We start from the raw sequence: 16,547 nt of genomic DNA on the forward strand, positions 1-16,547 counted from the left end.
ACGGGCCATGACCCAGGACAGCGCCCTTCTTCAGGCCCCGGAGGCTTCTCTCCGCGATGGCTCCAACAGCCGCAAGGTTTTCATCAAGACCTATGGCTGCCAGATGAACGTCTACGACTCGACGCGCATGAGCGATGCTCTTGCCCGCGACGGCTATGAGACGACCGAGGATATGGAAGAGGCCGACCTCGTCTTGCTCAACACCTGCCACATCCGCGAGAAGGCGGCTGAGAAGGTCTATTCCGCGCTTGGGCGCCTGCGCGAGATGAAGAAGCGCAAGGCCGCCGACGGCCGCGAGATGATGATCGGTGTTGCCGGTTGCGTAGCGCAGGCGGAAGGCGAGGAAATCCTGCGCCGTGCGCCGGCTGTCGATGTGGTCATCGGCCCACAGACCTATCACCGCCTGCCGGAGGCGCTGCGCCGCGCCAAGGAAGGCCACCGCGTCATCGATACGGAATATGCAATCGAGGACAAGTTCGAGCACCTGCCGATCGCCGAGGCACCGAAGATCCGTGCCCGTGGCGTGACCGCCTTCCTGACGGTTCAGGAAGGCTGCGACAAGTTCTGCACCTTCTGCGTCGTGCCCTATACGCGCGGCTCCGAAGTGTCGCGGCCAGTCGCACAAATCGTCGAGGAGGCGATGAAGCTCGTTGATGGCGGCGTGCGCGAAATCACCCTGCTTGGGCAGAACGTCAATGCCTGGCATGGCGTCGGCCCGAAGGGCGAAGAGTGGAGCCTTGGCGACCTGCTCTACCGGCTTGCCGAAATCCCGCGCCTTGCGCGGCTTCGCTACACGACCAGCCATCCGCGCGACATGGACGACCGGCTGATCGAGGCCCATCGCGACCTTCGCACGCTGATGCCTTATCTGCACCTTCCGGTTCAGGCCGGTTCGGACCGCATTCTAAAGGCCATGAACCGCCGGCACACGGCAGCCGAATATCTTTCCCTCATCGAGCGCATCCGCAAAGCCCGCCCCGATATCGCACTCTCAGGCGACTTCATTACCGGCTTTCCGGGGGAGACAGACCGGGAATTTGAGGATACACTAAAACTCGTTGAGGAGGTTCGTTATGCACAGGCCTTCTCGTTCAAATATTCGACGCGGCCCGGTACGCCCGGAGCGGAATTGAAGGACCAGGTGCCGGAAGACATCAAGGCAGAACGGCTGGAACGCCTGCAGGCGCTGCTTCTTAAGCAGACGCAGGAATTCAACGAGTCTTGCATCGGCAAGGAAATCGATCTTCTCCTGGAAAAGCCCGGCCGTATGCCCGGCCAACTTATTGGCCGCTCACCGTGGCTGCAGTCCGTGAATGTTGATGCAAAAGCATCGCAAATCGGTGACATTATTAAAGTGCGAATCACAGGAACCGGAACCAACAGCCTGTTTGCCGAACGCGCAGAGGCTGAGGTCTAACCCAAGGAGCTCGACCGCTTGAACGGACAGGAATTGGTTTCCACTTCACCGCGCCACCCACGCATTGCGAGCGACGCCAATCACTTCGTCCTGACGTTCGAGAACAACCGGTTCGCCAGCGAACTTTTCGGACAGTTCGATCAGAATCTGAAGCTGCTGGAACAGCGGCTCCATATCGATGCGCGGGCGCGCGGCAACTCCGTTGTCATCACCGGCGATGTGCTGGCCACCAATCAGGCGCGGCGCACACTCGATTACCTCTATGAAAAACTCCAGAAAGGCGGCAGTGTGGAGCGTTCAGACGTTGAAGGCGCAATTCGCATGGCGGTTGCCGCCGACGACCAGCTCACATTACCGACGATGGAGAAAAAAGCCAAATTGACGATGGCGCAGATTTCGACGCGCAAGAAGACGATCATCGCGCGCACGCCGACACAGGATGCCTATATGCGGGCGCTCGAGCGCTCAGAGATGGTGTTCGGCGTTGGTCCGGCCGGTACCGGCAAGACCTATCTCGCCGTCGCCCATGCGGCCCAGCTGCTGGAGCGCGGCGCGGTCGAAAAGATCATTCTCTCCAGACCGGCCGTCGAAGCCGGCGAACGCCTGGGCTTCCTGCCGGGTGATATGAAGGAGAAGGTCGATCCCTATCTGCGCCCGCTTTATGACGCGCTCTACGACATGATGCCCGGCGATAAGGTGGAACGGGCGATTACCGCCGGCGTCATCGAAATCGCGCCGCTTGCCTTCATGCGTGGACGAACGCTCGCCAATGCCGCTGTCATCCTCGACGAGGCTCAGAATACCACGGCGATGCAGATGAAGATGTTCCTGACGCGTCTCGGCGAAAATTCACGCATGATCATCACCGGCGACCCGAGCCAGATCGACCTGCCGCGTGGCGTCAAATCCGGCCTTGTGGAAGCGCTGCACCTCCTGAACGATGTCGAGGGTATTTCGATCGTGCGCTTCAAGGATGTCGACGTCGTTCGCCATCCGCTCGTCGGCCGCATCGTCAAGGCCTATGACGCGACCTATACCGCAGCAAACGAAGAGGCCATCCGGCAGGACTGATGGCCGAGCTCGACATACAGATCAGCATCGAGGACACGGGCTGGCCCGCCGAAGATGTATTGCATGCTCTTGGCGAACGCGTGTTGGGTGCGGCTGTCACTTACCTGCGGGAAGAGGAACAGCAACCCTTCCCGAAGATGCCGCCGGAAGTTTCGCTCGTCTTCACCGACGATGCCTCCATCCAGGACATCAATGCGGAATGGCGCGGCAAGGACAAGCCGACCAACGTGCTGTCGTTTCCGGCCTTTCCGGTCAAACCCGGCAAAATGCCCGGTCCGATGCTCGGCGACATCATCATTGCCCTGGAAACGGTCGAGCGCGAGGCGCAAGAGCTCGAAAAGAGCTTTGACGATCATCTGACCCATCTTATGGTGCATGGTTTCTTGCATCTGCTCGGCTACGACCATATGAATAATGACGAAGCCGAAATTATGGAGGGGCTGGAGACTCGCATTTTGGCAGTACTCGGCCTATCTGACCCCTACGAGGGTCAAGACCTTAAAATGGAACCATGAGCGACTTTTCAACGAAGCCGGCGTCAGACGCCAGGGACTCCGAGCAATCCTCCTCTTCCGATGAGGGTGGCAGTAGTCGACACCGACCGCAATCCTTCTGGTCACGCGCCGCGCGCATCTTGAGACCGCAACAAGGCTCGCGCCTGCGCGAAGACATCGCCGACGCGCTGATGACCGACCCGGCTGCAGCCGACGCCTTTTCGCCCGACGAGCGGGCGATGCTCCACAATATCCTGCGCTTCCGCGAAGTGCGCGTTGCCGACGTGATGGTGCCGCGCGCCGATATCGAGGCGGTCGACCAGAACATCACGATCGGCGAACTGATGATCCTCTTCGAGGAAAGCGGCCGTTCGCGCATGCCGGTCTATGCCGAAACGCTCGACGACCCACGCGGCATGGTGCATATCCGCGATCTTCTTTCCTACGTCGCCAAGCAGGCGCGCAACAAGCGCCGCAGCGGCACAAAGCCTGCGGCAAGCACGCCCGCAATCGAGGTCTCTCCGGAAAATATCCAGAAGGCGCCGCGCTCGGCCAAGCCGAACTTCGATCTCGGACGCGTCGACCTGCAGAAGACGCTCGCCGAAACCGGCATCATCAGACAGATCCTCTTCGTGCCGCCTTCCATGCTGGCATCCGATCTTCTGCGCCGCATGCAGGTGAACCGCACACAGATGGCGCTGGTCATCGACGAATATGGCGGCACTGACGGCCTCGCCTCGCACGAAGATATTGTGGAGATGGTGATCGGCGATATCGACGACGAACATGACGATGAGGAAGTCATGTTCAAACGCATTTCGGAGGACGTCTTCGTTGCCGACGCCCGCGTCGAGCTCGAGGAGATTGCCGAAGCCATTGGTCCGGATTTCGACATCAGTGAGCAGATCGATGAGGTCGATACGCTGGGCGGCCTGATCTTCTCGGCACTGGGGCGCATCCCCGTGCGCGGAGAAGTCGTTCAGGCCTTGTCGGATTTCGAATTCCACATCCTCGATGCCGATCCGCGCCGCATCAAGCGGGTGCGCATCACCCGCAAGCGCCAGGCAATCCGCCGCCGCGCCAAGGCGGATGGTGACGGGCCGCCCTTCGGCGACGGAAACGATGATCGGTCGGCGGAATCGACCGCAAACTGACCTTTCCGTAAGACGACAAGCGCGCGCTTTTTTGAAAGACTGCGATTGGATTGATTCGCGGCTTTGATGGGAGTGCGCATGGAGCGGCTTGCGGACAGGATTATCCTCGTCTGGGGTTTCAAACGGTCATTGCTTGCGATCGCAGCAGGCGCCTTTGGCGTCCTGGCGCTGCCTCCCATCGGCTTCTTCGCGGCAATGTTCGTTTCCTTCACGCTGCTCGTCTGGCTGATCGACGGAGCGGCCGCCTCGCCGGAAAGCAGCCTTCCCGGCAGGCTCTGGCCGGCATTTGCCACGGGCTGGCTGTTCGGCTTCGGCTATTTCGTTGCCGGGCTCTGGTGGCTTGGGCATGCACTGCTGATCGATTCAGAGGAGTTTGCCTGGGCTCTGCCGCTCGCGATCCTCGGCCTTCCGGCCTGCCTTGCAATCTTCTACGGCTTGGCTGCGGCGCTTGCCCGTATCTTCTGGTCCGATGGCCTGGGGCGGATCGCGGCACTTGCTGCCAGCTTCGGCCTGCTTGAGTGGGTACGCAGCTTCATCTTCACCGGTTTTCCGTGGAACGCCATCGGCTATGCCATGATGCCCATGCCTGTCATGATGCAGTCCGCGCATGTGATCGGCACCATGGGGGTGACGGCTCTGTCGGTCTTCGTCTTTGCTGCCCCTGCCCTGCTCGGAACGCGGCAGGGAGCGAAACTCGGTATCAGCCTTGCGGCAATCCTTTTTGCGGCGCATCTCGGTTACGGCGCCTATATCCTTTATCTCACCCCGAAGCCCGAGGCGTTACCCGAGGACAAGCGGCCTGTGGTTCGCCTGGTCCAGCCGGCGATCGATCAATCCGTCAAGATGGACAATGATGCGGATCGCGAGGCGATCTTCGAGACACATCTCAAACTTTCGACGGAGCCTCCCAAGGACGGTGGCAAGAAACCTGACATCATCGTCTGGCCGGAAACCTCGATCCCCTTCATCCTCACCGACAACAAGGATGCGCTGACGCGGATTGCCGATACGCTCAACGACGACCAGATCCTGATCGCAGGCGCGGTGCGCGCCGAAGAACTCGGCCCCGGCTATCCCACCCGCTATTATAATTCGATCTATGTGATCGACGGGCGGGGGCAGATCGTCGCCGCCTCCGACAAGGTGCATCTCGTTCCCTTCGGCGAATATCTTCCCTTCGAGGACATGCTCAACGAACTCGGCATCCAGAATGTGGTGGAGATGCCGGGCGGTTTTTCGGCGGCCGCCAGCCGTCATCTGCTCGAGCTTCCGAGCGGGCTGAAATTCTACCCGCTCGTCTGCTACGAGATCATCTTCCCAGACGAAATGACCGGCGACATCGGCCAAGCGAGCGCCATCCTCAACATCACGAATGACAGCTGGTTCGGCTCAACACCGGGTCCCTACCAGCATTTTCAGCAGGCTCGCGTACGGGCGGTTGAGACCGGTTTGCCGCTGATTCGCGATGCGAATAGTGGAATTTCGGCGGTTGTAGACGCGCGCGGCGAAATCGTTTCAGGTCTAAAATTAGACGAAATGGGCTTTATTGATGCAACCCTCGATGGATTCGGAAAAAACACGGGAAGCCCATACCCCCGCCAAACGTACTTCTGGTTGACTGAAACGTTACTGATGATCATTGCGCTAATTTCACGCAGGGGTTTTATTTTCAGGTTGAATTGACCGAAAACCCCTAAAATTGCATAGTGGTCGCAATCGGCGTTAGTAACGTATGCTTCAAGGTGGGTTATCGCGACTTGCAACGTGGCGTTACGGAATGAGGTCAGGGCATGCCGGTTAGAACAGAGTTGAATTTTTCTTTGCTAGGGCACGACCATGATTGAAAATAAGAAGAAGCCGAATCCTATCGACATCCATGTCGGTAGCCGCATCCGGCTTCGCCGTACCATGTTGGGCATGAGCCAGGAGAAGCTTGGCGAGAGCCTCGGCATCACCTTTCAGCAAATCCAGAAATACGAGAAAGGTACCAACCGCGTTGGTGCCAGCCGCCTCCAGAACATTTCAAGCATCCTCAACGTTCCCGTTTCCTTCTTCTTCGAAGACGCTCCCGGCGAACATTCCGGTGCCTTGACCGGCATGTCGGAAGCCTCGAGTTCGAACTACGTCGTCGATTTCCTCTCCTCTTCGGAAGGACTCCAGCTCAACCGCGCATTTGTGAAGATCACCGATCCCAAGGTTCGTCGCAAAGTCGTCGAACTGGTGAAGGCACTGGCGGCGGAAGCCGACTCCGACTGAGCGTCCCCCACGCTCGGAAAAGCTTAAGGCGGCTCAAAAGGCCGCCTTTTTGCGTTTTTGGGGCAAAATTTGTCATTTCGCCGCAGATATAAAGATATATTTATGTCCTTCTGTGCTTGTCATCGGGGCACGAAGTGAGTACCTACTAGACCGCTTTTATTCTTTGAGGGGAATCCCGGAATGCGCGCGAACTATCTCTTTACCAGCGAATCTGTTGCCGAAGGTCACCCGGACAAGGTGTGTGACCGCATCTCCGACGAGATCGTCGATCTGGTCTACCGCGAAGCGGCAAAGACCGGCATCAATCCGTGGGGCGTGCGCATTGCCTGCGAAACCCTCGCGACGACCAACCGCGTCGTCATCGCCGGTGAAGTTCGCCTGCCGCCGAGCCTGATGAAGAAGGACAAGGACGGCAAGGACGTCATCAACCCGTCGAAGTTCAAAGCTGCGGCTCGTCGCGCCATCAAGGACATCGGTTACGAACAGGACGGCTTCCACTGGAAGAAGGCCAAGATCGATGTGCTGCTGCATTCGCAGTCGGCCGACATCGCCCAGGGCGTGGACAGCGCCGCCGACCAGCAGGGCGACGAAGGCGCCGGCGACCAGGGCATCATGTTCGGCTACGCCTGCAAGGAAACGCCGGATCTCATGCCGGCGCCGATCTACTATTCCCACAAGATCCTTCAGCTGCTCGCTGTCGCCCGCAAGAAGGGTGAGGGCGAAGTCGCCAAGCTCGGCCCCGACGCCAAGAGCCAGGTGACCGTACGCTATGTCGACGGCAAGCCGGCTGAAGCCACCTCGATCGTTCTTTCCACTCAGCACCTGGACGACAGCTGGGATTCGAAGAAGGTTCGCAGCGTCGTCGAGCCCTATATCCGCGAAGCTCTCGGCGACCTGAAGATCGCCGACGATTGCAAGTGGTACATCAACCCCACCGGCAAGTTCGTCATCGGCGGCCCGGATGGTGACGCCGGCCTCACTGGCCGCAAGATCATCGTCGACACCTATGGCGGTGCTGCTCCGCATGGCGGTGGCGCATTCTCCGGCAAGGACACGACGAAGGTCGACCGTTCGGCTGCCTATGCTGCCCGCTACCTCGCCAAGAACGTCGTAGCTGCCGGCCTTGCCGACCGTTGCACGATCCAGCTCTCCTACGCCATCGGTGTTGCCCAGCCGCTGTCGATCTATGTCGACCTGCACGGCACCGGCAAGGGTGTGACCGAAGATCAGGTCGAAGCCGCGATCCGCCAGAACATGGACCTGTCGCCGTCGGGCATCCGCCGCCACCTCGACCTCAACAAGCCGATCTATGCCAAGACCTCCGCTTACGGCCATTTCGGCCGCAAGGCTGGCCGCGACGGCTCGTTCTCCTGGGAGCGCACGGATCTCGTGAAGGGTCTCAAGGACGCGGTCAAGACCAAGGCTGCTGCATGACGGATATGGAACGCCGGGGCCGGGCGACCGAAGCGTTTTTCGGTCGCCGCAAGGGAAAAGCCCTGCGTGAACAGCAGGCCGATCGGCTTGCTACACTGCTTCCGGCATTCATCATCGATCTCTCGGCGGCTCCCCCGAAGCCGCCGAAGGACATTTTCGCTGATCCGGTCGAGAAAATGCGGCTGGAGATCGGCTTCGGCGGTGGAGAACATCTCATCCACCGCGCGCTGGAAACGCCTTCGACGGGCTTTATCGGCGTCGAGCCTTTTGTAAACTCCATGCAGAAGCTGCTTGCACGCGTCGACGAAACGGGTGCGCGCAACGTGCGTGTCTATAACGATGACGCGACGCAGCTTCTCGACTGGCTTCCCGATCATTGCCTCGATCAGATCGACCTGCTCTATCCGGACCCCTGGCCGAAGCGGAAGCACTGGAAGCGTCGCTTCGTCTCCAAGACCAATCTCGACCGTTTTCACCGGGTGCTGAAGCCAGGCGGGCTGTTCTGCTTCGCCTCAGACATCGACACCTATGTGAACTGGACGCTGCTGAAATGCCGCGACCATGGCGGCTTCGAATGGATGGCGCAGAATGCCGCCGACTGGCTGACGCCCTATGAGGGCTGGCCGAGCACCCGCTATGAAGCCAAGGCTCGCCGCGAAGGTCGCTCCTCGGCCTATCTCACCTTCAAGCGTGTCTGACCTACCTAGGTGTGAGCTTTCAGGGCAGATCAGCCATCACGACATCCTCGACGCCTTCGACGGCTTGGCCGATGACGGAGCCGTCGGGCGCGATGATGGCTGTGCAGCCATAGCCGAACCACCGGTCTGGGCCTTCGTCGACTGCGCCTACGGCGTCGCAACACATGTACCAGCGCTTCGTCCGCCGCGCGCAGGAGCGCATATGCTCCAGTGATTCCTCGCGCCAGATCTCGGCCTTGAGGGGCCGCAGTACCATATTGATCGGGCAGCAGATCAGATCCGCGCCCTGTGCAACGAGCCTGTCAGCGGCATCGGGATAGTTGGTGTCGTTACAGATATTGATGCCGAAGGTGCGGCCGGCGCGGCTCCAGACAGGGAAGTCCGTTCCCGGAGCACAGCCGCTCTCGATGGGGTAAGCCTTGGCATAGGTGCCACGCAGCACGCCGGCTTCGATCACGACAGCACTGTTGAAGACCGCTTCGCCACGGCGTTCGAAACAGCCTATGACGGCGGTCGCCTTTGTCGGCGCGAGCTTTTCAAGGATCGAAAGGAATGCCGGACTGTCGAGCGATAGCGCACGGCCCTCAACCAGGCTCTGCCGGTAGCTATGTCCCTGGAGATAGGATTCGGAAAAGAGGACAAGATCGACGCCATGCGCATCGGCCCAGAGCAAATCGCTCAATATCGCATCGGCCGCGGCCTCCGCGTCGTCGAAAATAGGAAAACGCTGGAAGGCGGCTATACGCATGAGCAAGGGACTAGCATGAGTCCCTCGCATCGCCCATTATCATTCTTCACACATGCATTCTGACGGCCGGCCTTGCGGCAGCCCGGTCATGATCAATGCAGGCTGACTGTCTTCAGCTCGTCTTCGGCAGCCTTGAAGAAGGTGCTGGAGCGGTTATCCGTCAGCAGGATCGGTGTGCCATCAGCGCCGAACAATGCCCAGAGATCAACGCTTGGATCGATATCCGGCGCCTCGGGGAAGCACTTGGCAACCTCTTCATTGCGTATTTTCCGGATATAGGCGACCTCGCCATTGCCGATGCCGGCAAGTTCGGACTTGGTCAGACGCGACGTAGCTTCTTTCATCAACATTCCTGTTCCTCCGAGAGAAGGGACCAACGGTTCAACAAACCGTTGTGCTACTGTGAAACCGAAATGTTAATTTTCTTGATCATGCGCGCCGGTTCCGGGCGAATTAGATCTACCGAGAGCAGACCGTTCTTGAGGCTTGCGCCTAAGACCTGCATGCCATCCGCGAGAACGAAGGTCCGCTGGAACTGTCTCGCCGCAATGCCACGATAGAGATAATCGCGCTCGCCCTGATCGACCTGGCGGCCACGGATCAGAAGTTGGTTTTCCTCAGTCGACACATCGAGCTCTTCTTCACTGAAACCGGCGACTGCAAGCGTGATGCGAAGCCGCTCAGGCGCGTCGTGGCCTGCGGCGATGCGTTCGATATTATAGGGTGGATAACCATCGCTCGCCTTGGAAATCCGCTCGAGCGTCTTTTCCATGGCATCGAAGCCCAGAAGCAGTGGGCTGGCGAAAGGGGTGATGCGGCTCATCTTCCAAAGTCCTTGATGCAAGCGACCTCTCCGGACCTCAACATGCAGCATCCGGGTACCGTTAATATGGGAACGACGGTTGCCCCCTGCAAGGCGTGATGGCCGCCGGCCGGGCCTCCCATATTTTAAGGCAAAGCTTCGTAAGACCGTTTCCTTGACAAAGGACGCAGCGCCCCGCATCAAAACATGCCCCGGCGCACTGTGTTGATTTGCGACGGGAGCGTGAAGACAATGAAAAGGTGCATGCTAGAGCGACGCGCACCAGAGGATGGAACTACCCGGATGGCAGAACCGAGAAAGATCATTATCGACACCGACCCCGGCCAGGACGATGCCGCCACGATCATGCTGGCCTTCGGCAGCCCGGGAGAGCTTGATGTGTTGGGCATCACCACTGTCGCCGGTAACGTGCCGCTGTCTCTGACAAGCCGCAATGCGCGCATCATCTGCGAGCTTTGCGAGCGGACCGATATCAAGGTCTTTGCCGGGGCCGACCGGCCGATCGCCCGCAAGCTCGTCACCGCCGAGCACGTGCATGGCAAGACAGGTCTCGACGGCCCTACTCTTCCTGAGCCGACGATGCCGCTGCAGGCACAGCATTCCGTCGACTTCATCATCGAAACGCTGCGACACGAGCCGGAAGGCACAGTTACGCTCTGCACGCTCGGACCGCTGACCAATATCGGCCTGGCCTTCCAGAAAGCGCCCGACATCGTGCCGCGTATCCGCGAACTTGTCATGATGGGCGGCGGTTTCTTTGAAGGCGGCAACATCACGCCAGCTGCTGAATTCAACATCTATGTCGATCCGGAAGCCGCCGATATCGTGTTCCGCTCCGGCGTGCCCGTCGTCATGATGCCGCTCGACGTCACGCATCAGCTTCTGACCCGCAAGGACCGCGTGAAGCGCATGGCCGAAATCGGCACGGCGCCCGCCAAGGCGATGGTGGAGATGCTGGAATTCTTCGAGCGCTTCGACATCGAAAAATACGGTTCGGACGGCGGCCCGCTGCACGACCCGACGACAGTCGCCTACCTGCTGAAGCCTGAGCTCTTCAAGGGCCGGGACTGCAATGTCGAGATCGAGGTAGCTTCGGAGCTGACCGTCGGCATGACCGTTGTCGACTGGTGGCATGTGACCGAGCGCAAGCGCAATGCGAAGGTCATGCGCTACGTCGATGCCGACGGCTTTTTCGATCTGCTGATCGAGCGCTTCGCGCGGATTTAGCCCATCAAGTCAGACAGAAATAGAAAAGGCCGCTGACGCGGCCTTTTTCAATTCCCTCAGGCGTCCTTCTCGTCCAGCACCGAGTTGGCCTCGGCTTCCACGAGTTTTGGACCACCCTTGGCGACGCCGACCATGGCCGGGCGCAGCACGCGCTCACCGATGGAGAAACCGGCCTGTACGACCTGCACGACCGTATTGTTCGGCACTTCGGTATTCGGCACTTCGAACATCGCCTGATGGAAGTTCGGGTCGAACTTCTGGCCGACCGGCTCCAGCTTACGAACGCCGTGGCGCTCGAGAGCCGAGAGCATGGAACGCTCGGTCATCTCGACACCCTCGATCAGCGTCGTCAGGCCAGCGTCGGCAGCAGCCTTGACCTCGGGCGGAATGGCGTCGATCGCACGGCGCAGATTGTCCGAGACGGCCAGCATGTCGCGGGCGAAGCCTGCGACGGAATAGGACTTGGCGTCCTTGACCTCGCGCTCTGTACGGCGTCGCAGATTATCCATTTCAGCGGCAAGCCGCAGATAGCGGTCGCGCAATTCGGTATTCTCGGCCTTCAGAAGCTCAAGCGCATCCGGTTCGCCTGCAGCTGCTTCCTTCACGGCTTCATTCTCGACGTTTGCGGCGGCGTCGGCTGTGGCTTCCGCCGCAGCCGCGTCAGGTCCGTTCTTCGTCGTTTCATCAGTCATGACGGTCTCCGGTTCGTGTATTCTCAGATGCGCCCGATATCGATGTTTGGCCGGAAAAAATCAAGTCTGCGTGACGAAGAAGCTAAAATTCCGCCGGTTTCGCGCAAGGGATCAGAGAGATCCGCGCGAAAGGCGCGACACGAGCTGGGCCGTATAGTCCACCATCGGCACGATGCGGGAATAATTGAGCCGCGTAGGACCGATCACGCCCACCGCGCCGACGATGCGGTCGTCGTCATCGCGATAAGGAGCAACGATGAGCGAGGAGCCGGAAAGCGAGAAGAGCTTGTTTTCCGAACCGATGAAAATGCGCACACCCGGCCCGCTTTCGGCAAGGTTCAGGAGTTCGATCAAGCTGTCCTTTTTCTCGAGGTCATCGAAGAGCAGGCGCAGCCGGTCAAGATCTTCCGCCCCACCTACGCCTTCCAGCAGGTTTGCGCGGCCGCGGATGATGAGCTGTGCCGGCTTGGTCTCGTCCGAGCTACCGGCCCATACGGCGATGCCGCGCTCCACGAGATCCCGCGACAGCGCATCGAGCTCGTGGCGAACTTCATCTTTCAGCCGGCTCAATTGCAGGCGCAATTCCGGCAGCGTCTGGCCGGTCATGTGCGCGTTGAGAAAATTGGCGGCTTCGGTGAGCTGCGAGGAGGTAACGCCCGCAGGCAGTTCGATGATGCGGTTTTCTATCTGATCATGATCGCCGACAAGCACGGCCAGCGCCTTGGTAGGCTCCAGGCGGATGAACTCGACATGTTTCAGAACCGGGTCGCTCTTGGACGTGATAACGAGGCCAGCGCCGCGCGAAATGCCCGAGAGCATGCGGCTTGCCTCGTTCATCATTGATTCCACCGGATTGTCGCGGCTTCCGGCCCGGACCTGGCGGTCGATGCTGGCACGCTCCTCAACGGAGAGATCGCCGACCTGCATGAAGGCATCGACGAAGAAGCGCAGCCCGATCTGGGTCGGCAGGCGGCCGGCGCTGACATGCGGAGAATAGATAAGCCCGAGCTCTTCCAGATCGCTCATGACATTGCGAACGGAGGCAGGCGACAGAGACATGGGCAGAAGACGCGAGAGATTGCGGGAGCCTAAGGGCTCGCCATGCTCCAGGTAGCCTTCGACGATGCGCCGGAAAATTTCCTTCGACCGTTCATCCAGCGCAGCCACGGCATCCGAAATTGATGTCGACCTGTAGCTCATGAACTTTTCGCACCCGCACTGAATGATGTCAGGGAAATATAGCCATTCTGTCCCCCGTGGCAAAAGGGAATTTGCAAATGCACGCAGCCAATCGTAGAAGCGGGCGACGATACAATGCATGCATGACATTGCCCGAGACGCGCTTACGCTTTTCGGCATCATGTTTCAGGAGAAGAGAATGCGGCCTTCAGGCAGAAAAACAGACCAGATGCGCAAGGTCTCCTTCGAGCGCAATTTTTCCAAGCATGCGGAAGGTTCCTGCCTGGTAAAGTTCGGCGACACACACGTGCTCTGCACGGCAAGCCTCGAAGACAAGACCCCGCCGTGGCTGCGCAACACCGGCAAGGGCTGGGTCACCGCCGAATATGGCATGCTGCCGCGCGCAACCGGCGAACGCATGAAGCGCGAAGCTGCTGCCGGCAAGCAGGGCGGCCGCACGCAGGAAATCCAGCGCCTCATCGGCCGCTCGCTGCGTGCCGTGGTCGATCTGACCGCGCTCGGCGAACGCCAGATCACGCTCGACTGCGATGTCATCCAGGCGGATGGCGGCACGCGCACGGCCTCGATCACCGGCGGCTGGATTGCGCTGTACGACTGCCTGCGTTGGATGGAAACCCGCAACATGATCAAGGCCGACCGCGTGCTGAAGGATCATGTCGCGGCGATCTCCTGCGGTATCTTCGCCAACCAGCCGGTCATCGACCTCGATTATCTCGAGGATTCCTCGGCCGAGACCGATGCCAATTTCGTCATGACGGGCGCCGGCGGCATTGTGGAGATTCAAGGCACGGCAGAAGGCACGCCTTTCACCGAGGAAGAATTCTCCTCGCTGATGGGCCTTGCGAAAGCAGGCATTGCCGAACTGGTGGATCTGCAGAAGCAGGCGATCGCCTGAGGCCTATTCAAGCCTCGCTATTGAATTTCCTTGTCCCTGCTCCCGGGGGCAGGGCCGGACAAGGGGCGGGCAATGGCGCAACCCATCGAAGGCATTCTTGAGACCGCGCTCTACGCAACCGATCTTGATGCGGCCGAAGGCTTCTACGGAACTGTGCTGGGCCTTGAGAAGATCGCACGTTCGGGCAACCGCCATGTATTTTTCCGCTGCGGACCGGGCGTGCTCCTGATCTTCAACCCGGAGGAAACGGTGAAGCCACCGGCACCTGACAGCCTGCAGGTTCCGCCACATGGCACCATCGGAAAAGGCCACGCCTGCTTCAGGGTTTCGGGAGATAATCTCGATGCGATGGCGGAGAAGCTGAAAGCTGCCGGCATCGGCATCGAATCCGAGGTTCACTGGCCGCAGGGCGGCCGATCGATTTATTTCCGCGATCCTGATGGCAATAGCCTGGAATGCGCGGAGGCGAAAATCTGGGGCATGGGATAAGGATACTTTATGCGTAAGCTTGAAACCAAGACTATTGTCGTCGCCAGCCATAATCAGGGCAAGATCCGCGAAATCCAGGATCTGATCGGGCCGCTTGGCTTCACCGCCAAATCGGCTGCCGAGCTCAATTTCATCGAGCCCAAGGAAACAGGGACGACCTTCGAGGAAAATGCCACGATCAAGGCAATCGCCTCGGCCAAGGCCTCCGGCATGCCCGCGCTTTCTGACGATTCCGGACTCGTCGTCGATGCCCTCGGCGGTGATCCCGGCGTCTACACGGCCGACTGGGCGGAGACAGGCAACGGCCCCCGTGATTTCAACATGGCCATGGAAAAGGTCGAGAAGGCACTGGAAAAGGCAGGTGCCACGAAGCCGGAGCAGCGCAGCGCGCGTTTCGTCAGCGTGCTCTGCCTTGCCTGGCCGGATGGCCACACGGAGCTTTTCCGCGGCGAAGTGGAAGGCACCGTTGCCTGGCCGCCGCGTGGAACGCAGGGTTTCGGCTATGATCCGGTCTTCCAGCCAGAAGGCTATGATGTGACCTTCGGCGAGATGAGTGCGGAGGAAAAGCATGGCTGGAATATCGGCAAGCCGCAGGCGCTGTCGCACCGCGCTCGCGCCTTCAAGCTCTTTGTCGAAACCTGCCTGGAAGCATAAGGCCAAGCTTAGAACATGATCGATTCGCCTGCGCTGATGTCCGACGCAAAGCTTCTGCCTGATACCGGCGAACCCGGTTTCGGGATCTATGTGCATTGGCCTTTTTGTGCGGCGAAGTGTCCCTATTGCGATTTCAACAGCCATGTCCGCCATCAGCCGGTCGATCAGGAGCGCTACGTCGCAGCTTTCCTAAAGGAGATCGCCACGGCCCGCCAGATGAGCGGGCCGAAGACGGTGACCAGCGTATTCCTCGGCGGCGGCACGCCCTCGTTGATGAAGCCGGAAACGGTCGACGCGATCATGAACGGCATTTCTCGACACTGGCATGTGCCCGACGGTATCGAGATCACGATGGAAGCCAACCCCTCGAGCGTTGAGGCCGAACGCTTCCGCGGCTATCGCGCAGCCGGAGTCAACCGCGTCTCGCTCGGTGTGCAGGCGCTGAACGATCGCGATCTCAAATTCCTCGGACGACTGCATGACGTTGCCGACGCGCTGAAGGCGATCAGGCTGGCGCGCGACATCTTCCCGCGCATGTCCTTCGATCTGATCTATGCCAGGCCGAACCAGACGGTTGAGGAATGGGAGAGCGAGCTGAAAGAAGCGATCTCCTATGCAGTCGATCACCTTTCGCTCTACCAGCTTACCATCGAGGAAGGCACGCCCTTCTACGGCCTCCACAAGGCCGGAAAGCTGATCGTGCCCGATGGGGACCAGTCCGCCGCACTCTATGAGGCCACGCAGGAAATCACCGAGCGTGAAGGATTGCCGGCCTATGAGGTATCCAACCATGCCCGGCCCGGCGCCGAGAGCCGCCACAACCTCACCTACTGGCGCTATGGCGATTATGCCGGCATTGGCCCCGGCGCACATGGGCGCCTGACGCGCGGGCCAGAAAAGATCGCGACCGCTACGGAGCGCAAGCCGGAAGCCTGGCTGGACCTCGTCGAAAGCGACGGGCACGGTATCATCGAGCAAGAGCGCCTCGGTTTCGATGAGCAGGCCGATGAATTGCTGCTGATGGGTCTGCGCCTGAAGGAAGGCGTCGATCTCGCCCGCTGGCAGCAGCTTTCCGGCCGCGACCTCGATCCGAAGCGCGAAGAGTTTTTACTGGAACACCGCTTCATCGAACGGATCGGCAATTCGCGGCTGCGCTGCACTCCGTCAGGCATGTTGATCCTTGATTCCGTTGTCGCGGACCTCGCCTGCTAGAGCATTCCCGTTATTCTTCGAAACACGGGAATGCTCTATCTCTGTTTTTACGCAGTTCCGGGCACAAAACCGCAGCACAGTTT

The 16,547-nt window shown here is 59.9% G+C and carries 18 protein-coding genes; 13 read left to right on the top strand and 5 right to left on the bottom strand.

Annotation, left to right across the window (positions count from 1 at the left end; translation table 11 throughout):
- Positions 1-7: 7 nt before the first annotated feature.
- From miaB to J2X71_RS04385, 8 genes are all read left to right on the top strand, one after another.
- Complete coding sequence (miaB, locus tag J2X71_RS04350) at positions 8-1,417, top strand: tRNA (N6-isopentenyl adenosine(37)-C2)-methylthiotransferase MiaB (RefSeq protein ID WP_310379451.1); 1,410 nt, start codon at positions 8-10, stop codon at positions 1,415-1,417.
- 18 nt (positions 1,418-1,435) lie between these two features.
- Positions 1,436-2,488 carry a PhoH family protein gene (locus J2X71_RS04355; protein WP_310379454.1) on the top strand — a complete coding sequence of 351 codons (1,053 nt, stop codon included), beginning with the start codon at positions 1,436-1,438 and terminating at the stop codon, positions 2,486-2,488.
- Positions 2,488-3,003: an rRNA maturation RNase YbeY gene (gene ybeY / locus J2X71_RS04360; protein ID WP_113323563.1), complete on the top strand. Its 516-nt coding sequence runs from the start codon at positions 2,488-2,490 to the stop codon at positions 3,001-3,003. Before J2X71_RS04355 ends, ybeY begins: the two co-directional genes overlap by 1 nt.
- Positions 3,000-4,136 carry a hemolysin family protein gene (locus J2X71_RS04365; protein WP_310379456.1) on the top strand — a complete coding sequence of 379 codons (1,137 nt, stop codon included), beginning with the start codon at positions 3,000-3,002 and terminating at the stop codon, positions 4,134-4,136. Before ybeY ends, J2X71_RS04365 begins: the two co-directional genes overlap by 4 nt.
- Positions 4,137-4,214: 78 nt before the next feature.
- A complete protein-coding gene (gene lnt, locus J2X71_RS04370) occupies positions 4,215-5,819 on the top strand; it encodes an apolipoprotein N-acyltransferase (RefSeq protein WP_310379460.1) in 1,605 nt (534 codons plus the stop codon).
- Between the two features lie 153 nt (positions 5,820-5,972).
- Entirely contained in the window at positions 5,973-6,392 is a 420-nt protein-coding gene (locus tag J2X71_RS04375) for a helix-turn-helix domain-containing protein (protein WP_007814904.1), read from the top strand.
- 180 nt (positions 6,393-6,572) lie between these two features.
- The gene (gene metK / locus J2X71_RS04380) at positions 6,573-7,826 is read left to right on the top strand and encodes a methionine adenosyltransferase (RefSeq protein WP_310379463.1); all 1,254 of its coding nucleotides are present in this window, start codon (positions 6,573-6,575) and stop codon (positions 7,824-7,826) included.
- Entirely contained in the window at positions 7,823-8,524 is a 702-nt protein-coding gene (locus J2X71_RS04385) for a tRNA (guanosine(46)-N(7))-methyltransferase TrmB (RefSeq protein WP_310379465.1), read from the top strand. Before metK ends, J2X71_RS04385 begins: the two co-directional genes overlap by 4 nt.
- 19 nt (positions 8,525-8,543) lie before the next feature.
- Here J2X71_RS04385 and J2X71_RS04390 read toward each other — a convergent pair whose 3' ends face one another.
- The 3 genes from J2X71_RS04390 to J2X71_RS04400 form a co-directional block, all read right to left on the bottom strand.
- A complete protein-coding gene (locus J2X71_RS04390) occupies positions 8,544-9,206 on the bottom strand; it encodes a carbon-nitrogen hydrolase family protein (RefSeq protein WP_405049680.1) in 663 nt (220 codons plus the stop codon).
- Between the two features lie 158 nt (positions 9,207-9,364).
- A complete protein-coding gene (locus J2X71_RS04395) occupies positions 9,365-9,622 on the bottom strand; it encodes a DUF1150 family protein (protein WP_007814896.1) in 258 nt (85 codons plus the stop codon).
- Positions 9,623-9,669: 47 nt separating this feature from the next.
- The gene (locus J2X71_RS04400) at positions 9,670-10,095 is read right to left on the bottom strand and encodes an Hsp20 family protein (RefSeq protein WP_310379471.1); all 426 of its coding nucleotides are present in this window, start codon (positions 10,093-10,095) and stop codon (positions 9,670-9,672) included.
- 282 nt (positions 10,096-10,377) lie between these two features.
- Here J2X71_RS04400 and J2X71_RS04405 point away from each other — a divergent pair, with 282 nt between their 5' ends.
- A complete protein-coding gene (locus J2X71_RS04405) occupies positions 10,378-11,322 on the top strand; it encodes a nucleoside hydrolase (protein WP_310379473.1) in 945 nt (314 codons plus the stop codon).
- 56 nt (positions 11,323-11,378) lie between these two features.
- Here J2X71_RS04405 and grpE read toward each other — a convergent pair whose 3' ends face one another.
- A complete protein-coding gene (gene grpE, locus J2X71_RS04410) occupies positions 11,379-12,014 on the bottom strand; it encodes a nucleotide exchange factor GrpE (RefSeq protein WP_113323556.1) in 636 nt (211 codons plus the stop codon).
- A 111-nt stretch (positions 12,015-12,125) separates the two neighbouring features.
- Complete coding sequence (hrcA, locus tag J2X71_RS04415) at positions 12,126-13,214, bottom strand: heat-inducible transcriptional repressor HrcA (RefSeq protein WP_037070837.1); 1,089 nt, start codon at positions 13,212-13,214, stop codon at positions 12,126-12,128.
- Positions 13,215-13,392: 178 nt separating this feature from the next.
- Between hrcA and rph the strand changes: the two genes are divergently transcribed.
- The 4 genes from rph to hemW all read left to right on the top strand — a co-directional run bounded on the left by rph (position 13,393) and on the right by hemW (position 16,464).
- Entirely contained in the window at positions 13,393-14,109 is a 717-nt protein-coding gene (rph, locus tag J2X71_RS04420; protein WP_310379476.1) for a ribonuclease PH, read from the top strand.
- 72 nt (positions 14,110-14,181) lie between these two features.
- Positions 14,182-14,598 carry a VOC family protein gene (locus tag J2X71_RS04425; protein ID WP_113323555.1) on the top strand — a complete coding sequence of 139 codons (417 nt, stop codon included), beginning with the start codon at positions 14,182-14,184 and terminating at the stop codon, positions 14,596-14,598.
- Between the two features lie 9 nt (positions 14,599-14,607).
- Positions 14,608-15,252, top strand: coding sequence for an RdgB/HAM1 family non-canonical purine NTP pyrophosphatase (rdgB, locus tag J2X71_RS04430; RefSeq protein ID WP_310379479.1), 645 nt, complete (start codon positions 14,608-14,610; stop codon positions 15,250-15,252).
- A gap of 15 nt (positions 15,253-15,267) precedes the next feature.
- Complete coding sequence (gene hemW / locus J2X71_RS04435; RefSeq protein ID WP_310379482.1) at positions 15,268-16,464, top strand: radical SAM family heme chaperone HemW; 1,197 nt, start codon at positions 15,268-15,270, stop codon at positions 16,462-16,464.
- Positions 16,465-16,547 lie beyond the last annotated feature (83 nt).

Source organism: Rhizobium sp. 1399 (genome assembly GCF_031455475.1).
In the GTDB taxonomy this organism is placed as follows: domain Bacteria; phylum Pseudomonadota; class Alphaproteobacteria; order Rhizobiales; family Rhizobiaceae; genus Rhizobium.

Bases quoted from the DNA above. Each gene is read 5' to 3' on its own strand.
- hemW (WP_310379482.1), top strand. From the start codon at position 15,268: ATGATCGATTCGCCTGCGCTGATGTCCGACGCAAAGCTTCTGCCTGAT.
- hrcA (WP_037070837.1), bottom strand. From the start codon at position 13,214: ATGAGCTACAGGTCGACATCAATTTCGGATGCCGTGGCTGCGCTGGAT.
- J2X71_RS04425 (WP_113323555.1), top strand. From the start codon at position 14,182: ATGGCGCAACCCATCGAAGGCATTCTTGAGACCGCGCTCTACGCAACC.
- miaB (WP_310379451.1), top strand. From the start codon at position 8: ATGACCCAGGACAGCGCCCTTCTTCAGGCCCCGGAGGCTTCTCTCCGC.
- J2X71_RS04400 (WP_310379471.1), bottom strand. From the start codon at position 10,095: ATGAGCCGCATCACCCCTTTCGCCAGCCCACTGCTTCTGGGCTTCGAT.
- J2X71_RS04405 (WP_310379473.1), top strand. From the start codon at position 10,378: ATGGCAGAACCGAGAAAGATCATTATCGACACCGACCCCGGCCAGGAC.
- J2X71_RS04365 (WP_310379456.1), top strand. From the start codon at position 3,000: ATGAGCGACTTTTCAACGAAGCCGGCGTCAGACGCCAGGGACTCCGAG.
- lnt (WP_310379460.1), top strand. From the start codon at position 4,215: ATGGAGCGGCTTGCGGACAGGATTATCCTCGTCTGGGGTTTCAAACGG.
- grpE (WP_113323556.1), bottom strand. From the start codon at position 12,014: ATGACTGATGAAACGACGAAGAACGGACCTGACGCGGCTGCGGCGGAA.
- J2X71_RS04395 (WP_007814896.1), bottom strand. From the start codon at position 9,622: ATGTTGATGAAAGAAGCTACGTCGCGTCTGACCAAGTCCGAACTTGCC.
- J2X71_RS04385 (WP_310379465.1), top strand. From the start codon at position 7,823: ATGACGGATATGGAACGCCGGGGCCGGGCGACCGAAGCGTTTTTCGGT.
- rdgB (WP_310379479.1), top strand. From the start codon at position 14,608: ATGCGTAAGCTTGAAACCAAGACTATTGTCGTCGCCAGCCATAATCAG.
- ybeY (WP_113323563.1), top strand. From the start codon at position 2,488: ATGGCCGAGCTCGACATACAGATCAGCATCGAGGACACGGGCTGGCCC.
- J2X71_RS04375 (WP_007814904.1), top strand. From the start codon at position 5,973: ATGATTGAAAATAAGAAGAAGCCGAATCCTATCGACATCCATGTCGGT.
- rph (WP_310379476.1), top strand. From the start codon at position 13,393: ATGCGGCCTTCAGGCAGAAAAACAGACCAGATGCGCAAGGTCTCCTTC.
- metK (WP_310379463.1), top strand. From the start codon at position 6,573: ATGCGCGCGAACTATCTCTTTACCAGCGAATCTGTTGCCGAAGGTCAC.